Below are 16,813 nucleotides of genomic sequence, written 5' to 3'. Positions count from 1 at the left end.
CCATGACAGTAATGAATATTTTGCAAGCTATTTGGGCGATTTCTGCCTTGGGCGTTATCGTTTTAGTATTACTCCATAGCCCCAAAGGTGATGGTATTGCTTCTATTGGTGGACAAGCACAGTTATTTACCAGCACCAAAAGCGCAGAAAATACTTTAAACCGCATTACTTGGGCATTAACAGTGATTTTTCTCGGTTTAACAGTAGTTTTAAGTGCTGGTTGGCTAAAATAAGTCAAAATCTAGTTACCAGGAGTTAGGTAGATGGGAAATAATACTTCATCGAAACCTCTGGGTCTGAAACCCCGTCCACTTCGGCAAGCACTTCGACAGGCTCAGTGTGGCACTCAGTGCATCGCTTCTAGGGCGGCTTTGTGCTACAGTTGAGTACATACCGAGGGACATCCGGGAATTTAAGTCTGTGGAGCAAACACAAGACCGAAAAACCTTTGGGGTGGAGGCAGTTGCTAAGAAGCAGAAATCTAAGCCGTGAGACTTAGGGAATCCTTGTACCTTTAGGTCAAGGAGTATGTCAAACCCAAAACCTAATACCCTGAACAAGTTGATTAACAAGCAGTTATTAGCAGCCTTGGTATTGGCGATCGCCACGGGGCTGCTAATTGTTTTAACTAATTTCTCAGGTTTTGCTGTTTCCCCAAAACTACCTCCAGCCAAAACCCATCCGCTACCGCCTACGCTGGCTCAATGGCAAGATAACACTAATAGTGGTGACTATTTCTCGCAAATAGCCACTACTGAAGTCGGTTATTTATTGTGGTCGAAATTGCCTGTGAAAGTGTTTATTCAACGACCAACGGGAATTAATGAGCAACAGGCGCAAGTTTGGTTTAATAGTGTTTTAGATACTGTTCAAGAGTGGAATGATTTTTTACCTTTACTAGTAGTAGAGTCTTCAGACATAGCTGATATTACCATCGAGCGCAAAACGCCACCTTTAGAGTTTTCCCGTGAAGATAGAAGTCCGCGTGCGCGTTCTGCTTTAACTCGCTATGAGTTATATACTCTTGATCATGTTTTACTGCACCGTGTCAGTATTTTATTGAGTCCTAGCCAAACTGGTCGTTATCTTTTAGCAGCTTCTCGTCACGAACTCGGTCACGCTTTGGGAATTTGGGGTCATAGTCCCCTAGAAACGGACGCGCTTTACTTTTCCCAAGTCCGCAATTCACCGTTTATTTCTCATAGAGATGTCAACACGTTAAAGCGGATTTACGAACAACCTACTAGTTTAGGTTTTAGCTATTGAATATCTAAATCAATATATAAATCACCAGGTTCACCACCGCGACGACCTGCGTTCCCCTCTCCCGCAATGGTGAGGCGATCGCCTGCTACACTATGAGGCGGAATTGTAATCTGGATTTTTCTCACGACTTGGTTTTGTCCCTCTCCCAAACAGACAAAACATTGATTTCCTCGACTATCTAACCCTGAACCGTGACATTCGTCACAAATTTCCCAACGACTAAAACTAACTTCTTTTTCTAGACAGCCTGATACAGCTTCAGCTTGGCTGATTTTGAGATTTAGGTAAATATCATTACCTTTGCTGGGAGTTGTAGTTTGCGGCTTGGAGACAGCCATAATTTCATATAACAAATTCAAAAATACATAGATATTGGGAATAGCTGCAATGTTGAGTAGTAAATCTCCACGCTCTTTTAATATTAATACTTGACCTTGAACTACTTTAATATTTTTAATTTGCTCCCAAGGTAATGATTTTTTCTCAATAATTAGTCCATTTTGGTTAACTGTAATATCTTTAAATTTAACGTTTTCACCTCTTTGATAAGCAGATAAAACTACAGGTAATTGGTGATGTAATATTTTATTTTGGATATACTCTCCCGCTTGTCCAATATCTTGAAAAATATTTGTCAGAGATATGGGCTTAACGTGATTTTTAAGATGGATTGTGTATTTATATTGTGTTGAAGTAGAAATTCCATTGACGGATGTTGTGATAATTTGTTGAAATATTTCTTTAACATCCTCATATTTAGTTATAATATAATTATCCTTATTAACATAAATAAATCCATTTTCGTAGACAAATAATTCTTTATTTTTATTCGCCAGAAATACTGCAAAATATATAGCAGTAGAGATTAAAAATACACCCAAAACCAGAAGTAGGGCAATAAATATATCGACATTGCGGGATACTACTAATATTACGAATAATAACGACGTTATTATCGATATACCCACGAGATACTGTCGTGATAGAAACTCTGCCTGACAATTCTGCACAAGACTACCTAAATCATTTTGTGCAGCTAAATCTCTAATATCCATTATTAATTGACTTCATGGGGAAGGTATGACCATATATACATAATTCCCGAAAATTCAGTCAAATTAACGGGTATCAATTTTCAGAATAAAAGACAAGTTCCGGCGCATCTTTTTAACTGAGTATCAATCCTAAATCAGACCTACAGGCTGTGATGCTAAAACTTCTTGATAAAGTTCTTCTAATTTAGTAATGTTTTTACTGAGAGTGTAAAGGTCTAGTACACGGTTTCTGGCTTTTTGTCCTAGCAAAGTTGTTAATTCAGGATGGTCTTGAAATAAGGGTAACAGAGTACGTAGTTGCGATCGCGCAGTTTTCGGGTTGACAACGACTCCTGCACCTTTTTCTAAGACTTCCCCATCTGCACCGACATCTGTGGCTATACAAGCTAGTCCACAAGCCATCGCCTCTAATAAAGATAAAGACAATCCCTCCACTAATGAAGGCAAAATAAAGACATCTGCACCGCGTAAAATCTTAATGCGTCGCTCTTCATCAGCGACAAATCCTAGCCAGATAATACCGTATTCAGCACCATAAAATGGCTCTAAAGAAGCTCTTAAAGGGCCATCACCAACAACTAATAATTTGCTACCTGCTCCCATGTTGACTTGCTTCCAAGCTCTCAATAGAGATTCTACATTTTTTTCGGGAGCGATTCTGCCTTGATAAACAAACAAACGTTCTGCTTTGAATTCTGCTTTAACTTCCGAATAACCAGGAGAGTATTTATCTATATCTACACCATTGGGAATAACTGCAATTTTTTTGTCGCGTACACCCATATTGCCTAACAATTCTCGCTGAATTTGAGAAAAGACAATGACGCGATCGTAGTTATCCAAAAAAGGCGCGTAGAGTTGATAGGCTAAAAGCTGGGTTCCTGAAATTAGCTTCGCCCCTTTCCCTGCAAATGGCGTATGAAATGTAGCCACTAGGGGCAAATTTAATTGATCACAAATTTCCGGTAGAAAAAAATCTAGGGGAGATAAAGTCAAAGAAGCGTGGACAATATCCGGTTTGATTTCCCTAAGTGACTCTGTTAAAACCTTTGTGGCTTTTAAAGTTGGTATGGTGTAAACCTGCGATTTATAAATGAAAGGCAAAGAAACTTCTTGAAAGTTTGGCCAATTGTCACTTTCAGATTCTTCTTGAGCAAAGTGTAGAAAGCTAACTTGATGCCCGCGATCTAACAAAGAGTTAGTGATTTCTCTACTGTAAGTAACGTTGCCACAAAAGGGTGACTTTTTTCCAATCCAGGCTATACGCATTCTTGATCAGCTATCAGAAGAGCAGGGTTGATTATTTATTTTGAATTGTTTGTGTTATCTGTCGGGTTGCTGGTTGCCTATTGCTTGTGTTTTCACTCTAAACTGACCATAAAAATCGGCTTGATTCTGTTATAAAGCAGATAGTCTATGGGCTGATTTACTGTGTTTTTCACTTGTAAGTAGAAGTACGTTGATCACAGGGATTCCTGGTAAGTATCCAACTGATTGCCAGCAAAGTTAAGTCAAATTTTTATGAGATTAGTTTAGCATGAAAGGTTTGGCTTTGAATGCAGAAGCGATCGCCTGGCATTGATAAAAAATTTGGATGAAATAGCTGATATTAATCACGGGAGTTATACCAAGTTAAAATCCCGCCAGAAATGACGATCGCGGCTAATCCCATAAATACAGCTTTTAAACCCACAAAGGTTTCCGCTACCCCTGCTAATGCTAAAGGTAGAGATAAGGCAATATTCACAACGTTATTCTGTAAGCCGAAGACTTTACCCCGCATAGCTGGTAGAGTTTCTGTTTGAATGGTTGTCTGCATGGGAATACCCACCAAAGCCCCAAACACACCCAGCGTTGTGACTAAAAGTAAGACTAAACCCAATTGTGTGGTAAATACAGACAAACCGATTAAAGATGCTGCCATACCTACGCAGCCAAATAAGCTCAGTTGATTATAGGAAAAACGTTGCCCGAATTGACCAATCAAGGTCGCACCAATAGCAATTCCCACACCACCAGCCGCCAATAAAAAGCCGAACTGAGAAGCTTTTAAGTGAGGAATAATTTCTGCCATCCGCACAGCTAAAACCGTCAGTGCGGCAAACACAGAAAATAAAATGGTCAATTGCAGTAAGGCATTACGAACATGATAGTTCTCTTTGAGATAGCGTAAACCGTCCTGCAAGTCGGACAACACGTGGGGAAATTCCGTTTCTGGGGCGTGAGTTTTTTCGTTAGTGGCTAGTAATAACAAAATAATACTGGCGATCGCATAGCTACCACCCACCAAAAGTTCCTTCCCAAAGCCGTTATGACCACCCAGTTGCGCCCAAATCGTATCCGCCAAAGCAAGTAACGGTTCTCCTACAGCAAACCCCACAATTACCGATGCCATCATTGTGGTTGTATATAAAGAATTCGCTGAGAGTAAATCCTGTTCTTTAACTACTAAAGGAATCGCCGCCTGTTCTGCTGGGGCAAAAAACTGCGTCAAGGTAGACACTAAAAAAGTTACCGCCAAAATAATCGCAAAACCTACAGGTAGCATCCCTATGGGCTGCCAATCATGAGTCAACCACAGTAACAGAGGAATTACTAAAACTAAAATGCCCCGCCAAGCATTAGTAGCAACTAACACAGCCTTTTTTGACCAGCGATCGACAAACACACCCGCCACCGAACCAAACAGCACAGCCGGAATCGTGAACGCCATCATTAAAGCCGATACCCAACCACTGATGCTTTGATTGCTGCCTTGGAATTCACTGTTAATCAAAGCAATCATCAATACTAAATAGACTTTATCTGCTAGCTGACAAAATACCTGACCACCCCAAAGCGCGAGAAAGTTGGGATTTTTCAGGACAGCCCCAAAACCCTGCTGTGGCTGCCCATCGGAAGTTATGACTCCTCCAACACCAGAATCACCTGCTGATGGGGATTCTGTTTTTGGAGTAGTGGACTGTTGATGATTACTATGTCCATTAGTTTGTTCACCAGCAGGATTGTCATCTGGCTGCATTAGCTTTAAAGGCTCTGGTACATCTGGTTGAGTTTTTCCGATGTCCAAGATTTATTTTGATGGGAAATGCCTTCACCGGACATTTCTTGGCTGTGGGTGTGAATGGGCAGTGAATGAGGAACAGCATTTAAATAACTGGGTGCAGTAGTAGGAGCCGATGCCCTATTCTGTTTTCTGGCGTGTGGGGGTGACAACGGCAGAATTTTCGTATCAAAATCAGACGGTTGCATCATGGTTGGCAGCAAAATAAGAATCGATTAAAGAGGCGGAGCGAATAGGGCGACCTAAATGATACTGAGCATACTGGCGTAAAATCTGCTCTACAGATAACCAGCTTTCATCTTTGATGGTGCTACTTTGCATTATCTCTGGTTGTGAGAGCTGTTGGAGCATGGCCAGTTCATAAGAATTTAATCTGACAGAAATCACGGGGATTTCTTGGCGATGGATAACGGTTTGGTATTGGGGGGTTGGGGACTGGGGACTGGGGACTGGGGATTGGGGACTGGGGATTGGGGACTGGGTAATGATTTTTCTCCCCTGCTCCTCCGAACTTCTGAGCGGAGGAAACCTCCGCTCAGAGTTCTCTCTGCCCCCCTGCCCCCCTGCTTCCCTAATGGCGGCTTTTCGCAAATTTTCCCAAGCTTCTAAACAAACAATGCCACCTGATGAGATGCTAAAGCCTACTTGCCAATGGGGATTTGTCCAGTCTGGGGTGAGATGACGTTGAGTTAAGCAACAGGTTTGGACTTGGGGGGTGAGTCCTGCTAATGCTAAGAAGTGGAAAACCGCATGGGCGAGACAGGCTAAAATACTAGACTGCTGATTTTTGGGTACAGTTTCTAAACGCTGGAGATGTTCATTGAGTAATTCATATAGTTCTTCTTGGGGATGTTCAGTTAACGCCTGACAAAGAACTATTTCCGCTAAATACTGACTCGCTGCTAATTTTCCCAAATCTTGGGCTAAACCAGGATAAGTTTTCACTGTTTGGGCTTGAGTAATTTTATCGAGCGATCGCCCCTTAGCAATCAGTAGGTCATTGACTACAAACATCCCGCTTCTACCCCCAAGACTAGAATTGTGTTTGCGCGCGCCTGGGGCTACTGCTCGAATCAACCCGAATTCCCTTGTCAAAATGGTTACTATTTTATCTGATTCTCCCAGCACCTGGGTTTTAAGATTAATACCCGTGGCTTTATAGGTTCTACTCATTAGTTATTAATTATTAGTTCTTAGTCACTAGTCATTATGTGAAGACAAAAAATAAATGACAAATGACTCAGACTATCCATCTTTCTCCAAGTTATAGCGCCCTCGGATCAAATCAATACCGCGAGATGTGCCTAATCTAGTCGCACCCGCTAATATTAAGTCTAAGGCTTGCTCTAGGGTACGAATTCCCCCAGAAGCTTTAATTCCAACTCTGTCCCGTGCAACTTCCTTCAACAGCCGTACATCGGAGACTGTCGCCCCACCATTCCAGCCTGTACTGGTTTTTAGGAAGGCTGCACCTGCATCCATTGCAATTTCAGCCCCTAGTTTTTTTTCTGCATCTGTCAATAGGTTAGTTTCCAAAATCACCTTGACTGTTTGCCCAGTCTCCTCACAGATTTCAGCAATTTCTCGGTGAATAGCATCAGTTTTACCAATTTTTAACCAACCTAAATTCATGACTACATCTAACTCTGTAGCCCCGTTTTCTGTTGCTTCTTGCGCTTCATATAACTTCACAGCCCCCGTTGTCGCCCCTGTGGGAAAACCAATGACTGTACAAACTTTGGTTTTTTCCCATGTAGAAGTTCTGTGGCTTGTTTGACATGAACGGGGTATACACACACCGACGCAAAATTAAATCTATCAGCTTGTTGACACCATTGCTCAACCTGCTCTGGTGTAGCTGTTGGCGTTAACAAGGCATGATCGATAAATGGCGCAATATCAATATCTGGATAGTCTGCTGCCATCGTGTTTTTACCAAAATAAATGAACTATATGTGTTTATAAAAAAATAAGAATCTTATTACTAATTAAACCATATATATTCCGAGTCTAACTTGAAAGTGCTGTTAGCAGAGTGCGGTGTTAGCCGATGGTGAGTTTGTTAGCGGTAGCCCAGCATTTAGCCTGTGATGAATGCTGAGTAAAAATCCATACTAATTATCCTAATTCGATATTAGTTAAATATTAAATTTATTCCCAGATAAAAAATAACTATTCTGCTCATACCATTTCTTGATGAAGATGTACTTTATTCCATACTGTAGAGACTTTGTATGCAACGTCTCTACATCATTTATTTGGTGCAACTTCATAGAGAATTGGTATTACAGCATTCCAACCATAAATTAATTCAATGATTGAAAATAGCAAAAAATGCAAAGACACATATGAATAAAAATGCGTCTTTGCTGGCAATATAGATGAGTTAATTTTTGGTTAACTAACTACTAAACACCTCAACAGGTAAACGACTAAAGGACAATCTTTCATTCTGGACATCGACAAAAATTGTATCTCCGTCGTTAAATTCACCGCGCAAAATCGCCTTAGCAATTTGCGTTTCTAACTCACGCTGAATCGCTCGCTTGAGTGGACGCGCCCCAAATACAGGGTCGTATCCTACTTCGGCTAAAAAGTCAAGAGCCGCTTCTGAGAGGCGTAGGGACATCTTGCGATCGCCCAATCTTTCCCGTAATCTTTCCACTTGTAATTGAACGATCTGCCGTAATTCTCGCTTATCCAAACCGTGGAAGATAATAATTTCATCAATCCGGTTGAGAAACTCAGGACGGAAACTACTCCGCATGGCTTCCATTACCCGATGACGCATTTCATCATAGCGGGAATCATCCCCAGCCACATCGAGAATATACTGTGAACCGATGTTACTGGTCATAATAATAATGGTGTTCTTAAAGTCCACGGTATGACCTTGGGCATCAGTCACACGACCATCATCGAGAATTTGCAGGAAAATATTAAACACATCGGGGTGTGCTTTCTCGATTTCGTCAAAGAGAATCACTGCATAGGGACGGCGACGAATCGCTTCCGTGAGTTGTCCGCCTTCTTCGTAGCCTACATAACCAGGAGGCGCACCAATTAACCGTGAAACCGCGTGTTTCTCCATATATTCCGACATATCAATCCGCACCAATGCTTCTTCGGTGTCGAACATATACGCCGCCAAAGCTTTGGCTAACTCGGTTTTACCTACGCCTGTGGGGCCAAGGAAGACAAAGCTAGCAGTAGGACGATTGGGATCAGCCAAACCAGCGCGCGATCGCTGAATCGCATCAGCAACAGCCGTCACCGCTTCGGATTGTCCAATGACTCGGTGATGCAATTCGTCTTCTAAATGTAGGAGTTTCTCTTTCTCCGATTCCACTAACTTACTAATGGGAATTCCTGTCCACTTAGAAATAATTTCCGCAATGTCCGCTTCGGTGACTTCCTCCCGCAATAGCGATTTGCCGGTTCTTTGGGCGTTAGCGAGTTCACTTTCGGCGGATTCGAGTCGGCGATGTAAATTGGTTAACTTGCCATATTTTAATTCGGCGGCGCGGTTGAGGTCGTAGTTTCTCTCGGCTTGCTGAATTTCTAAGTTAACTTTATCAATCTCTTCTTTGACAGACTGAATTTTGGTAATGATATCTTTTTCTGACTGCCATTGAGCGTTGAGGGTTCTTTGTTCTTCTTTGAGATCCGCCAGTTCTTTTTCTAATCTTTCTAACCGTTCACGGGAAGCTGCATCACTTTCTTTTTGCAAAGACAGCTTCTCCATTTCCAACTGCAAAATTTTGCGGTCAATTTCGTCTAGTTCTTCTGGCTTAGAAGTAATTTCCATTTTGAGCCTAGCGGCGGCTTCGTCTACCAAGTCAATGGCTTTATCTGGAAGGAAGCGATCGCTAATATAACGACTAGACAAGGTAGCGGCTGCAACTAAGGAACTATCAGAAATTTTCACCCCGTGGTGAACTTCATAGCGTTCCTTCAATCCCCGCAAAATAGAGATGGTATCTTCTACACTGGGCTGATCTACGTAAACTTGTTGGAAACGTCTTTCTAAAGCTGCGTCTTTCTCTATATATTTACGATATTCATCTAAAGTAGTCGCCCCGATACAACGCAACTCACCCCGCGCCAACATGGGTTTGAGTAAGTTACCCGCATCCATCGCGCCTTGAGTTGCACCAGCACCGACGACGGTATGAATTTCATCGATAAATAGAACTATATTCCCGCCGGATTCGGTGACTTCCTTTAAGACAGCTTTTAAACGTTCTTCAAATTCTCCTCGGAATTTCGCTCCCGCAATCATCGCCCCCATATCGAGAGAGATTAACTTGCGGTCTTTGAGAGATTGGGGAACATCACCCGCCACAATACGCTGTGCTAGACCTTCCGCGATCGCAGTTTTACCCACACCTGGTTCACCAATCAACACAGGGTTATTTTTGGTACGGCGAGACAAAATTTGAATAGTGCGGCGAATTTCATCATCGCGCCCAATCACCGGATCAAGTTGACCTTGACGGGCTGCTTCTGTGAGGTCACGCCCGTATTTTTCCAGCGATTGGTACTTGCCTTCTGGATTTTGGTCGGTCACTTTTTGACTCCCACGAACTTGTTTAATAATATCTTTTAGTTTGTTTTCATCTAAACGGAATTCTTGAAATAAACCTTTGCCGAAGCGATCGTCTTTTGGGTAAGCCAGCAATAGGTGTTCAATAGAAATATATTCGTCTTGGAAATCTTTCCGATGTCCTTCAGCACGGTCTAACAGCGTGTCTAAACTCCGCCCCAAGTATACAGAAGTGCTGTTTCCTGAGACTTTTGGTTGACGTTGGATAAATTGTTCGGTGCGATCGCTAATTTTTTGTAAGTTCACACCTGCTTTCGTCAAAATCCCACTGGCTAAACCCTCTTGTTCGAGGAGGGCTTTCATCAGGTGTTCGCTTTCTATCTGCTGTTGTTGATGCTGTTTAGCTATCTCAGGAGTGTGGGCGATCGCTTCCCAAGCTTTTTCTGTAAATTGGTTTGGATTAGTCGGTTGCATAGGCTGATTGAGGAACGTAGACGCGCAGATGCAAATATAAATTAGGGCGGTGTTTTCGGAAGTCGGTGTTTTCGGAAGTCGGAAGTTAATTACCCCTTCCCCATTCCCAATTCCCCATTCCCGATTCCCCGCTATATATGGTTATTCTATGAATTTCAGCACCAATAGCTGGATCGGTCTTCACGTCTTCATCAGGTAGTAGTATTACCTTTTAGTTCATGCTGTTGAGTCTACTTACCTGGGGATATGCGTAAGCTAGAAAAAGCCAGTATCTTTAGTTAAACCGTAATCATACTGAAAACCGTGCCATAAGTCACGGTCATTTCATATCAGTAAATTATCAAGACAGAGCAAAATAAACTCCAATTGAGTTGACGGTAGGCTGCTTCATTCAGAGATATGACTTTTATCACAGTTATAATCGTGACTTTTGGCATATTTGGTCATTCATCTCGAATTTTATGATCAATATAGTTTGGATTTCACCAAACTTACTTAATTGTCATGGTGTTATATTCACGGAGATAAATTGATTATGCTTAGACGTTTTTCAGTCATAGCTACTACCTTAGCTGTTGCCAGTAGTATCAGTACACTTTTAAGTTTTGCTCCTCCCGCATCAGCACGAGAAATCGTTACTTGTGAAAGTGTGAATAATCGCCGGAATGTCTGTTATATAGGCAGAGGCCGCGTGAGATTTATCAGACAGGTATCTGACGCGAGTTGTAGAGGAAATTGGGGTTATGTCCGCGATCGCGTTTGGGTGAGAAACGGTTGTCGCGCTCAATTTGCAGTTCCTCAGACATATAACCGAGGTGGCAGATACGACAGATACGACCGAGATAATAGATACGACAGAGGTGACAGATACGAAAGACAGGAAAGATACGACCGAGATATGAGATATAACGGGTACTAGAATGCAACCAATTGCGTTTAAATAAGCCCGCTAGCAGCACTAAGTATCAGCAAATGACAGAAAGCAAAAGTATTTAGCTGATTTGTTGTATTTTAATTTATGGTTTCGCTGGGTTTTAAGTAAAACAAGTATTTTGACTAAAATTCTTGAATATCACAATCAATCTGATTTCAACGTAGAAATCGGTAGCTGTGGGTTAAGTGCAATGACTGTAAACAATTGCATTTAACCCACAGCTATTAGTACGATACAGTAATGTAAATATTTATCAAGAAATAAAATTAACTATTGACAAATGACTAAAAAACAGAAATTTCCTTATCTGCTGGGTTCTAAATGGACAGCCACAAAAAAAGTAGATGGTTGGAGACACTTTCAAGTCGTCAACCGCAAAAATCAAGGTAAGTGGGTTTACGCTGAGATGGTAGCCGCTTGTGATCCTCATGTCCGGTTTTGGATGAACGCCAAATTATTGCAAGATGGTTCGCAATGGCAAGCTGGTTGGCAATCACTCCAAGAAATCGCCGCACTAGATACCGAAGCGACATCTTAGCCAAATCTAGATGATATTGGGAAAATTAATAATTTTTTACAAGCCCATTTTATTTAACTAATCTACTTCAGACAAGCGCAGTTTACATATAGGCATCAAGGGTAGAATTCTTTACTGATCATGGTTTTTAGTCTATCTACTGATGACATCAATAGGTAATTTGCGATCGGCTACGCTGGGCGGAATGCCATCGCCCCTAGTCAAATCCAGTCTATCCATATCACAGTGCTGATTCAAGCCTGCTAAATCAATGGAAAATATTGATAATTCGTAACTTCAGATTTTTGTTTTTTGTAACTCTTTTTATATATACACTTTAATAAAGACTTTTATATTAGTCTTTTAATCTAAAAAATAGGATTTTAAAGAATTTAAGTCATTAAATATTCTCATTTAAAAATTTTTTTTCTTATTTAGCGGTTTTTCAAATTTACACCCCCTTTATTTCCCGTGAAATTTCGACAATAATCACACTCACGTACCTCACACATTGCCATCTGCGGCTAGTAGTGCGTTTAACAAAAAACCATAAGAGGCAAACAAAAGTGAAATTAGCAGTTTACGGAAAAGGTGGGATAGGTAAATCTACAACTAGCTGTAATATTTCCGTCGCTCTAGCTAAACGCGGCAAAAAAGTGCTGCAAATTGGCTGTGACCCCAAGCACGACAGCACCTTTACCCTAACCGGATTTTTAATTCCCACGATTATTGATACTCTGCAAGAAAAAGATTATCACTATGAAGATGTCTGGCCAGAAGATGTCATTTACAAAGGCTATGGTGGTGTAGACTGCGTTGAAGCTGGTGGGCCACCTGCGGGTGCTGGCTGTGGTGGTTACGTCGTCGGTGAAACAGTGAAATTACTCAAGGAACTCAACGCCTTTGACGAGTATGATGTGATCTTGTTTGATGTCTTGGGTGACGTTGTTTGCGGCGGTTTTGCAGCACCACTCAATTATGCTGATTACTGCATGATTGTGACTGATAATGGCTTTGATGCTTTATTTGCAGCCAATCGCATAGCAGCTTCGGTGCGGGAAAAAGCACGAACTCACCCACTGCGTCTAGCCGGATTAATTGGCAATCGTACCTCCAAGCGCGACTTGATTGAGAAGTATGTGGAATCAGTTCCAATGCCTGTGCTGGAAGTCTTGCCATTAATAGAAGATATTAGGGTGTCTCGCGTCAAGGGTAAAACTTTGTTTGAAATGGCAGAGTCAGACCCATCACTCAACTACGTGTGTGACTACTACCTCAACATTGCCGATCAAATTCTCGCCCGTCCCGAAGGAGTCGTTCCTAACGATGCTCCAGATCGGGAGTTATTTACTTTGTTATCTGATTTTTATTTAAATCCGCGTAAACCACAGGTTGCTAATCCTGAAGAGGAATTAGACTTGATGATTGTATAAATCATCTAGTTTCAGGATGGGGGTCAATCAATGGCTTTCTTTCATAGCTTTACGGATTCGATTAGACAAAAGTGGTTGCAATTTTTCCAAGCCAACCGTGATTGGATTAAACTTCACATGGAAGTGGAGTCAGTATATACACCCGACGGTGGTAAGCGACCGCCTTCTTACCTCATCCTGGGAGTGATCAACGCGCTAGATCCAAAATTAGCGCAGTTAATGTTTCCTTTCGCTAAATTAAATCCCGATGCGGATACTTTAATTGAGGTACTGGAATTAAACTTTGACCCAGACATCGCTCTCGGTAACAGTGCAATTACTGACACGGAATCATCTCCCATCAGTATCAGGGAAAATACGCAAGATGATGACTTTGCTGTTCCTCATACCAATACATACAGTGAAGATACTGACTCCCATACGCTGATCGTGGGCGATATGGAAGACAACTTCAATGAAATCGCCGGTAGTCAAGAGGAAGATGGCTTTGAGGAAGTTTCCTTTGATCTAACAACTTCATCAGCCGAAAGATTAGAAGAGCAAATGCTTGCGGATTTGAATTCGCCAGATGAGAGTGCTTTCAGTGACGTGTTATCTGATGTTTGGGGTGATGAAACATCCTTACAAAAGGGTGAAGAAAGCAATGATTTCATGGGGGAAGAATTACCAAGTGGGGTTTTGATGAATCAGAAATTGCCCGTCTCTTCCCCAACGCCTAAATATGGCTAGGGAGTAGGGAATCAGAAATCGGGAATCGGGAGTAGGGCGTAATACTACTACTCACTACTTCCACACCTGATATCGTCCCTATTTCATCTGCCTGGAGATATAAAGGGGAGAAAAATTCACATGACCATCGCGCAAGAATCGACAGCTTTAAATTTTGAGTGTGAAACTGGAAATTACCACACCTTTTGTCCAATTAGCTGTGTGGCCTGGTTATATCAAAAAATCGAAGATAGTTTCTTTTTAGTGATTGGTACTAAGACTTGTGGGTATTTCCTACAAAACGCGATGGGGGTAATGATTTTTGCCGAACCCCGTTATGCAATGGCAGAGTTAGAAGAGGGGGATATTTCAGCACAACTCAATGATTATGAAGAGTTAAAGCGACTGTGTGAACAGATTAAACGCGATCGCAATCCTAGTGTCATTGTGTGGATTGGCACTTGCACCACCGAAATCATCAAAATGGACTTGGAAGGTTTAGCACCCAAGTTAGAAGGTGAAATCGGTATTCCTATCGTCGTGGCGCGTGCTAACGGCTTAGATTACGCCTTTACCCAAGGGGAAGACACCGTGTTAGCTGCAATGGCTAACCGTTGTCCTAGTCAAGTTCCGGTAGCGGAAAGCGAAAAACATGAGCGTAACGCTATTCAAAAGCTGCTCAATTTCGGTAAGAAAAAAGAAGACGTAGTTCAAGAAGAATCAGAGTATGTAGATCATCCCCCCTTGGTTCTTTTCGGTTCTCTACCTGATCCCGTGGTGACTCAGTTAACCCTAGAACTCAAAAAACAAGGAATTAAAGTTTCCGGCTGGCTACCCGCAAAACGCTTTACCGAACTCCCAGTGATAGAAGAAGGGTATTATGTCGCTGGTGTCAACCCCTTCCTCAGTCGCACTGCTACCACCTTAATGCGCCGACGCAAATGTAAACTCATCGGCGCACCCTTCCCCATCGGCCCCGATGGAACTCGCGCTTGGATTGAAAAAATCTGCTCGGTATTTGGTATCACACCCCAAGGTTTAGAGGAACGGGAAGCGCATATTTGGGAGGGGTTGGAAGATTACGTCAAATTAATTCGGGGTAAATCTGTATTTTTCATGGGTGACAACTTGCTAGAAGTCTCCTTAGCACGGTTCCTAGTACGCTGCGGGATGACTGTACATGAAGTTGGTATCCCCTACATGGATAAACGCTACCAAGCGGCTGAGTTAGCCATGTTAGAGAAGGCCTGTCAAGAAATGGGTGTACCCCTGCCAAAAATTGTCGAGAAGCCAGATAATTACAACCAAGTACAGCGAATTTATGATTTGCAGCCAGATTTAGTCATTACTGGTATGGCGCACGCTAACCCCTTAGAAGCGCGAGGGATCAATACAAAATGGTCTGTGGAGTTTACTTTTGCTCAAATTCACGGTTTCACCAATGCGCGTGACATTTTAGAGTTAGTAACTCGTCCACTGCGTCGTAATCATAATTTGAAAGATTTAGGTTGGGATAAGTTGGTGAAAGAAGAAGCGAAGATTTAGATTTTAGGTTTTGAGATAATTACTTTAGAGGCGAACATAGGTTCGCCTTTTTCATTCTAGCTATGCTAATGCAATTAATGGATTTAGCCATTCACCTTTTTCATTTAATACACCTGTAACATAGTTTTGAAATGCAGGTAATCCGCCACGCTGATTCCAATGCTCATTAAAATCACCGATGTTTTCTAAAAAGTGAGCTTTTCCGTTTGGAGGAAATTTAATTGGGCAACCAAATATTTCTGTATTATGTGGCGCATGATTCAAATTATTTGCTTTCCAAAGTATTTGAACTAGACGACCAATGCTAAATTCATAACCAGAAGCGTCATCATAAACAGTTTTATTAAACAATTGAACAACGTGTGTGATACGAGCATGTTGCCTGATTAATAAAATATCACCCTCTTCTGGTCTTGCTGCATTAGCTTCATAGCCTTTTTTCCAATGTAAGATAAATATTTTTGACAGTTCATTTATGGGAAAATCCCAAAATGTTATTTCGCTAGGTGTAAAAGTTACATTTTTACTCCATTTTAATCTAGATAAATCAGTCATTACTACCTCTAATTTATTCTCAATCAGGTTACTTTTATATTTCCCTCTAATTAGAGTGAAATAACATTAATAACTAGAAGTAGATTGAATGAATCCATAGCGTAACCCAACACCGAAATCCATATCTAGTTGAGCTTTTCTCCATTCAACCTCGTATATTGAGAGAAGTTGCGATCACACTCAATGACTTTAATTAAATAGAGTTAAGATAAGGTTATACAATCTTGTCAATATCTCGCTTAGGAGAGGAGTATCTAAAAATTATGCTGAGTGGAATTAAGCAAAAGGCTATCGTCGGTAAAGATGGTAAAATTGAACTTTATACAACCGAATTACCAGAAGGGACGATTGTAGAAGTGATAGTTCTAGTTGAACAGCCAACAGAAGAAGATGAAACTACTTATCTTCTTAAATCAGAAGCTAATAAAAAACATCTATTTAAAGCTTTAGAAAATGTAGAGAAAGGAAATCTAATCTATGTTGATTTAGATGAATATGAAAAAAATAGCATTTGAGCCAGAAGCCTTTGAGCAACTAGGTCAGTGGACAATAGAAGATAAGAAAGTTTTGAAAAAGATATTGGATCTAATTAAAGATATCCAAAGAGAACCATTTTCAGGAATCGGTAAGCCTGAACCCCTGAAATATGAATTGCAAGGTTATTGGTCAAGGCGAATTACGAGCATAGATTAGTTTACAAAATAGAAGAAGATTTA

The 16,813-nt window shown here is 41.3% G+C and carries 16 protein-coding genes and 1 pseudogene; 9 read left to right on the top strand and 8 right to left on the bottom strand.

The features are described from left to right. The first annotated feature begins 2 nt into the window (after positions 1 to 2). Together secG and CV014_RS22020 are read left to right on the top strand one after the other, a co-directional pair. Positions 3 to 233 carry a preprotein translocase subunit SecG gene (gene secG, locus CV014_RS22025; RefSeq protein ID WP_236143981.1) on the top strand — a complete coding sequence of 77 codons (231 nt, stop codon included), beginning with the start codon at positions 3 to 5 and terminating at the stop codon, positions 231 to 233. A 295-nt stretch (positions 234 to 528) separates the two neighbouring features. After that, positions 529 to 1,266 (top strand): peptidase, encoded by a 738-nt coding sequence (locus CV014_RS22020; protein ID WP_236143980.1) that lies wholly within the window; start codon positions 529 to 531, stop codon positions 1,264 to 1,266. Here CV014_RS22020 and CV014_RS22015 read toward each other — a convergent pair. The 7 genes and pseudogenes from CV014_RS22015 to clpB form a co-directional block, all read right to left on the bottom strand. Continuing rightward, positions 1,260 to 2,321, bottom strand: coding sequence for a DUF6585 family protein (locus CV014_RS22015; protein ID WP_236143979.1), 1,062 nt, complete (start codon positions 2,319 to 2,321; stop codon positions 1,260 to 1,262). The two genes, CV014_RS22020 and CV014_RS22015, sit on opposite strands and share 7 nt — an antisense overlap. 129 nt (positions 2,322 to 2,450) lie before the next feature. Continuing rightward, positions 2,451 to 3,590: a glycosyltransferase family 4 protein gene (locus CV014_RS22010; protein ID WP_236143978.1), complete on the bottom strand. Its 1,140-nt coding sequence runs from the start codon at positions 3,588 to 3,590 to the stop codon at positions 2,451 to 2,453. A gap of 340 nt (positions 3,591 to 3,930) precedes the next feature. Continuing rightward, positions 3,931 to 5,391, bottom strand: a complete 1,461-nt coding sequence (locus tag CV014_RS22005) for an MFS transporter (RefSeq protein WP_442946934.1) — start codon at positions 5,389 to 5,391, stop codon at positions 3,931 to 3,933. Beyond that, positions 5,349 to 5,576, bottom strand: coding sequence for a hypothetical protein (locus tag CV014_RS30710; RefSeq protein ID WP_442946933.1), 228 nt, complete (start codon positions 5,574 to 5,576; stop codon positions 5,349 to 5,351). The genes CV014_RS22005 and CV014_RS30710 overlap by 43 nt, the downstream gene beginning before the upstream one ends. Continuing rightward, positions 5,560 to 6,558 carry a DNA repair protein RecO gene (gene recO / locus CV014_RS22000; protein ID WP_236143977.1) on the bottom strand — a complete coding sequence of 333 codons (999 nt, stop codon included), beginning with the start codon at positions 6,556 to 6,558 and terminating at the stop codon, positions 5,560 to 5,562. The genes CV014_RS30710 and recO overlap by 17 nt, the downstream gene beginning before the upstream one ends. A 72-nt stretch (positions 6,559 to 6,630) precedes the next feature. Then, positions 6,631 to 7,310, bottom strand: a pseudogene (gene deoC / locus CV014_RS21995) (deoxyribose-phosphate aldolase). A gap of 476 nt (positions 7,311 to 7,786) precedes the next feature. Beyond that, positions 7,787 to 10,405: an ATP-dependent chaperone ClpB gene (gene clpB, locus CV014_RS21990; RefSeq protein WP_236143976.1), complete on the bottom strand. Its 2,619-nt coding sequence runs from the start codon at positions 10,403 to 10,405 to the stop codon at positions 7,787 to 7,789. A gap of 535 nt (positions 10,406 to 10,940) precedes the next feature. Between clpB and CV014_RS21985 the strand changes: the two genes are divergently transcribed. The 5 genes from CV014_RS21985 (at position 10,941) to CV014_RS21965 (ending at position 15,542) form a co-directional block, all read left to right on the top strand. Beyond that, positions 10,941 to 11,324, top strand: a complete 384-nt coding sequence (locus CV014_RS21985; RefSeq protein ID WP_236143975.1) for a DUF3011 domain-containing protein — start codon at positions 10,941 to 10,943, stop codon at positions 11,322 to 11,324. A gap of 295 nt (positions 11,325 to 11,619) precedes the next feature. After that, a complete protein-coding gene (locus tag CV014_RS21980; RefSeq protein WP_236143974.1) occupies positions 11,620 to 11,877 on the top strand; it encodes a TIGR02450 family Trp-rich protein in 258 nt (85 codons plus the stop codon). A 545-nt stretch (positions 11,878 to 12,422) separates the two neighbouring features. Then, a complete protein-coding gene (gene bchL / locus CV014_RS21975; protein ID WP_067771601.1) occupies positions 12,423 to 13,289 on the top strand; it encodes a ferredoxin:protochlorophyllide reductase (ATP-dependent) iron-sulfur ATP-binding protein in 867 nt (288 codons plus the stop codon). A 30-nt stretch (positions 13,290 to 13,319) separates the two neighbouring features. Beyond that, entirely contained in the window at positions 13,320 to 14,018 is a 699-nt protein-coding gene (locus tag CV014_RS21970; RefSeq protein ID WP_442946932.1) for a DUF5331 domain-containing protein, read from the top strand. A gap of 120 nt (positions 14,019 to 14,138) precedes the next feature. Further along, on the top strand, positions 14,139 to 15,542 hold the full coding sequence (locus CV014_RS21965) for a ferredoxin:protochlorophyllide reductase (ATP-dependent) subunit N (RefSeq protein WP_236143973.1): 1,404 nt from the start codon (positions 14,139 to 14,141) through the stop codon (positions 15,540 to 15,542). A gap of 60 nt (positions 15,543 to 15,602) precedes the next feature. Here the strand turns inward: CV014_RS21965 and CV014_RS21960 are convergent, their stop codons facing one another. Next, complete coding sequence (locus CV014_RS21960) at positions 15,603 to 16,097, bottom strand: hypothetical protein (protein WP_236143972.1); 495 nt, start codon at positions 16,095 to 16,097, stop codon at positions 15,603 to 15,605. A 263-nt stretch (positions 16,098 to 16,360) separates the two neighbouring features. Here CV014_RS21960 and CV014_RS21955 point away from each other — a divergent pair, with 263 nt between their 5' ends. Further along, positions 16,361 to 16,612, top strand: coding sequence for a hypothetical protein (locus tag CV014_RS21955; RefSeq protein ID WP_236143997.1), 252 nt, complete (start codon positions 16,361 to 16,363; stop codon positions 16,610 to 16,612). Then, a complete protein-coding gene (locus tag CV014_RS21950; protein WP_442946931.1) occupies positions 16,593 to 16,790 on the top strand; it encodes a Txe/YoeB family addiction module toxin in 198 nt (65 codons plus the stop codon). The genes CV014_RS21955 and CV014_RS21950 overlap by 20 nt, the downstream gene beginning before the upstream one ends. Positions 16,791 to 16,813: the final 23 nt, after the last annotated feature.

The sequence above is a fragment of the Nostoc sp. CMAA1605 genome, from assembly GCF_021596505.1.
Taxonomy (GTDB): domain Bacteria; phylum Cyanobacteriota; class Cyanobacteriia; order Cyanobacteriales; family Nostocaceae; genus Trichormus.
This window is presented reverse-complemented; position numbering and strand designations above follow the sequence as displayed.

Coding starts and splice junctions, on each gene's coding strand:
- CV014_RS21955 (WP_236143997.1), top strand. CDS start 16,361: ATGCTGAGTGGAATTAAGCAAAAGGCTATCGTCGGTAAAGATGGTAAA.
- CV014_RS21980 (WP_236143974.1), top strand. CDS start 11,620: ATGACTAAAAAACAGAAATTTCCTTATCTGCTGGGTTCTAAATGGACA.
- clpB (WP_236143976.1), bottom strand. CDS start 10,405: ATGCAACCGACTAATCCAAACCAATTTACAGAAAAAGCTTGGGAAGCG.
- CV014_RS21985 (WP_236143975.1), top strand. CDS start 10,941: ATGCTTAGACGTTTTTCAGTCATAGCTACTACCTTAGCTGTTGCCAGT.
- recO (WP_236143977.1), bottom strand. CDS start 6,558: ATGAGTAGAACCTATAAAGCCACGGGTATTAATCTTAAAACCCAGGTG.
- CV014_RS21950 (WP_442946931.1), top strand. CDS start 16,593: ATGAAAAAAATAGCATTTGAGCCAGAAGCCTTTGAGCAACTAGGTCAG.
- secG (WP_236143981.1), top strand. CDS start 3: ATGACAGTAATGAATATTTTGCAAGCTATTTGGGCGATTTCTGCCTTG.
- CV014_RS22015 (WP_236143979.1), bottom strand. CDS start 2,321: ATGGATATTAGAGATTTAGCTGCACAAAATGATTTAGGTAGTCTTGTG.
- CV014_RS21970 (WP_442946932.1), top strand. CDS start 13,320: ATGGCTTTCTTTCATAGCTTTACGGATTCGATTAGACAAAAGTGGTTG.
- CV014_RS21965 (WP_236143973.1), top strand. CDS start 14,139: ATGACCATCGCGCAAGAATCGACAGCTTTAAATTTTGAGTGTGAAACT.
- CV014_RS22010 (WP_236143978.1), bottom strand. CDS start 3,590: ATGCGTATAGCCTGGATTGGAAAAAAGTCACCCTTTTGTGGCAACGTT.
- CV014_RS22020 (WP_236143980.1), top strand. CDS start 529: ATGTCAAACCCAAAACCTAATACCCTGAACAAGTTGATTAACAAGCAG.
- CV014_RS30710 (WP_442946933.1), bottom strand. CDS start 5,576: ATGATGCAACCGTCTGATTTTGATACGAAAATTCTGCCGTTGTCACCC.
- CV014_RS21960 (WP_236143972.1), bottom strand. CDS start 16,097: ATGACTGATTTATCTAGATTAAAATGGAGTAAAAATGTAACTTTTACA.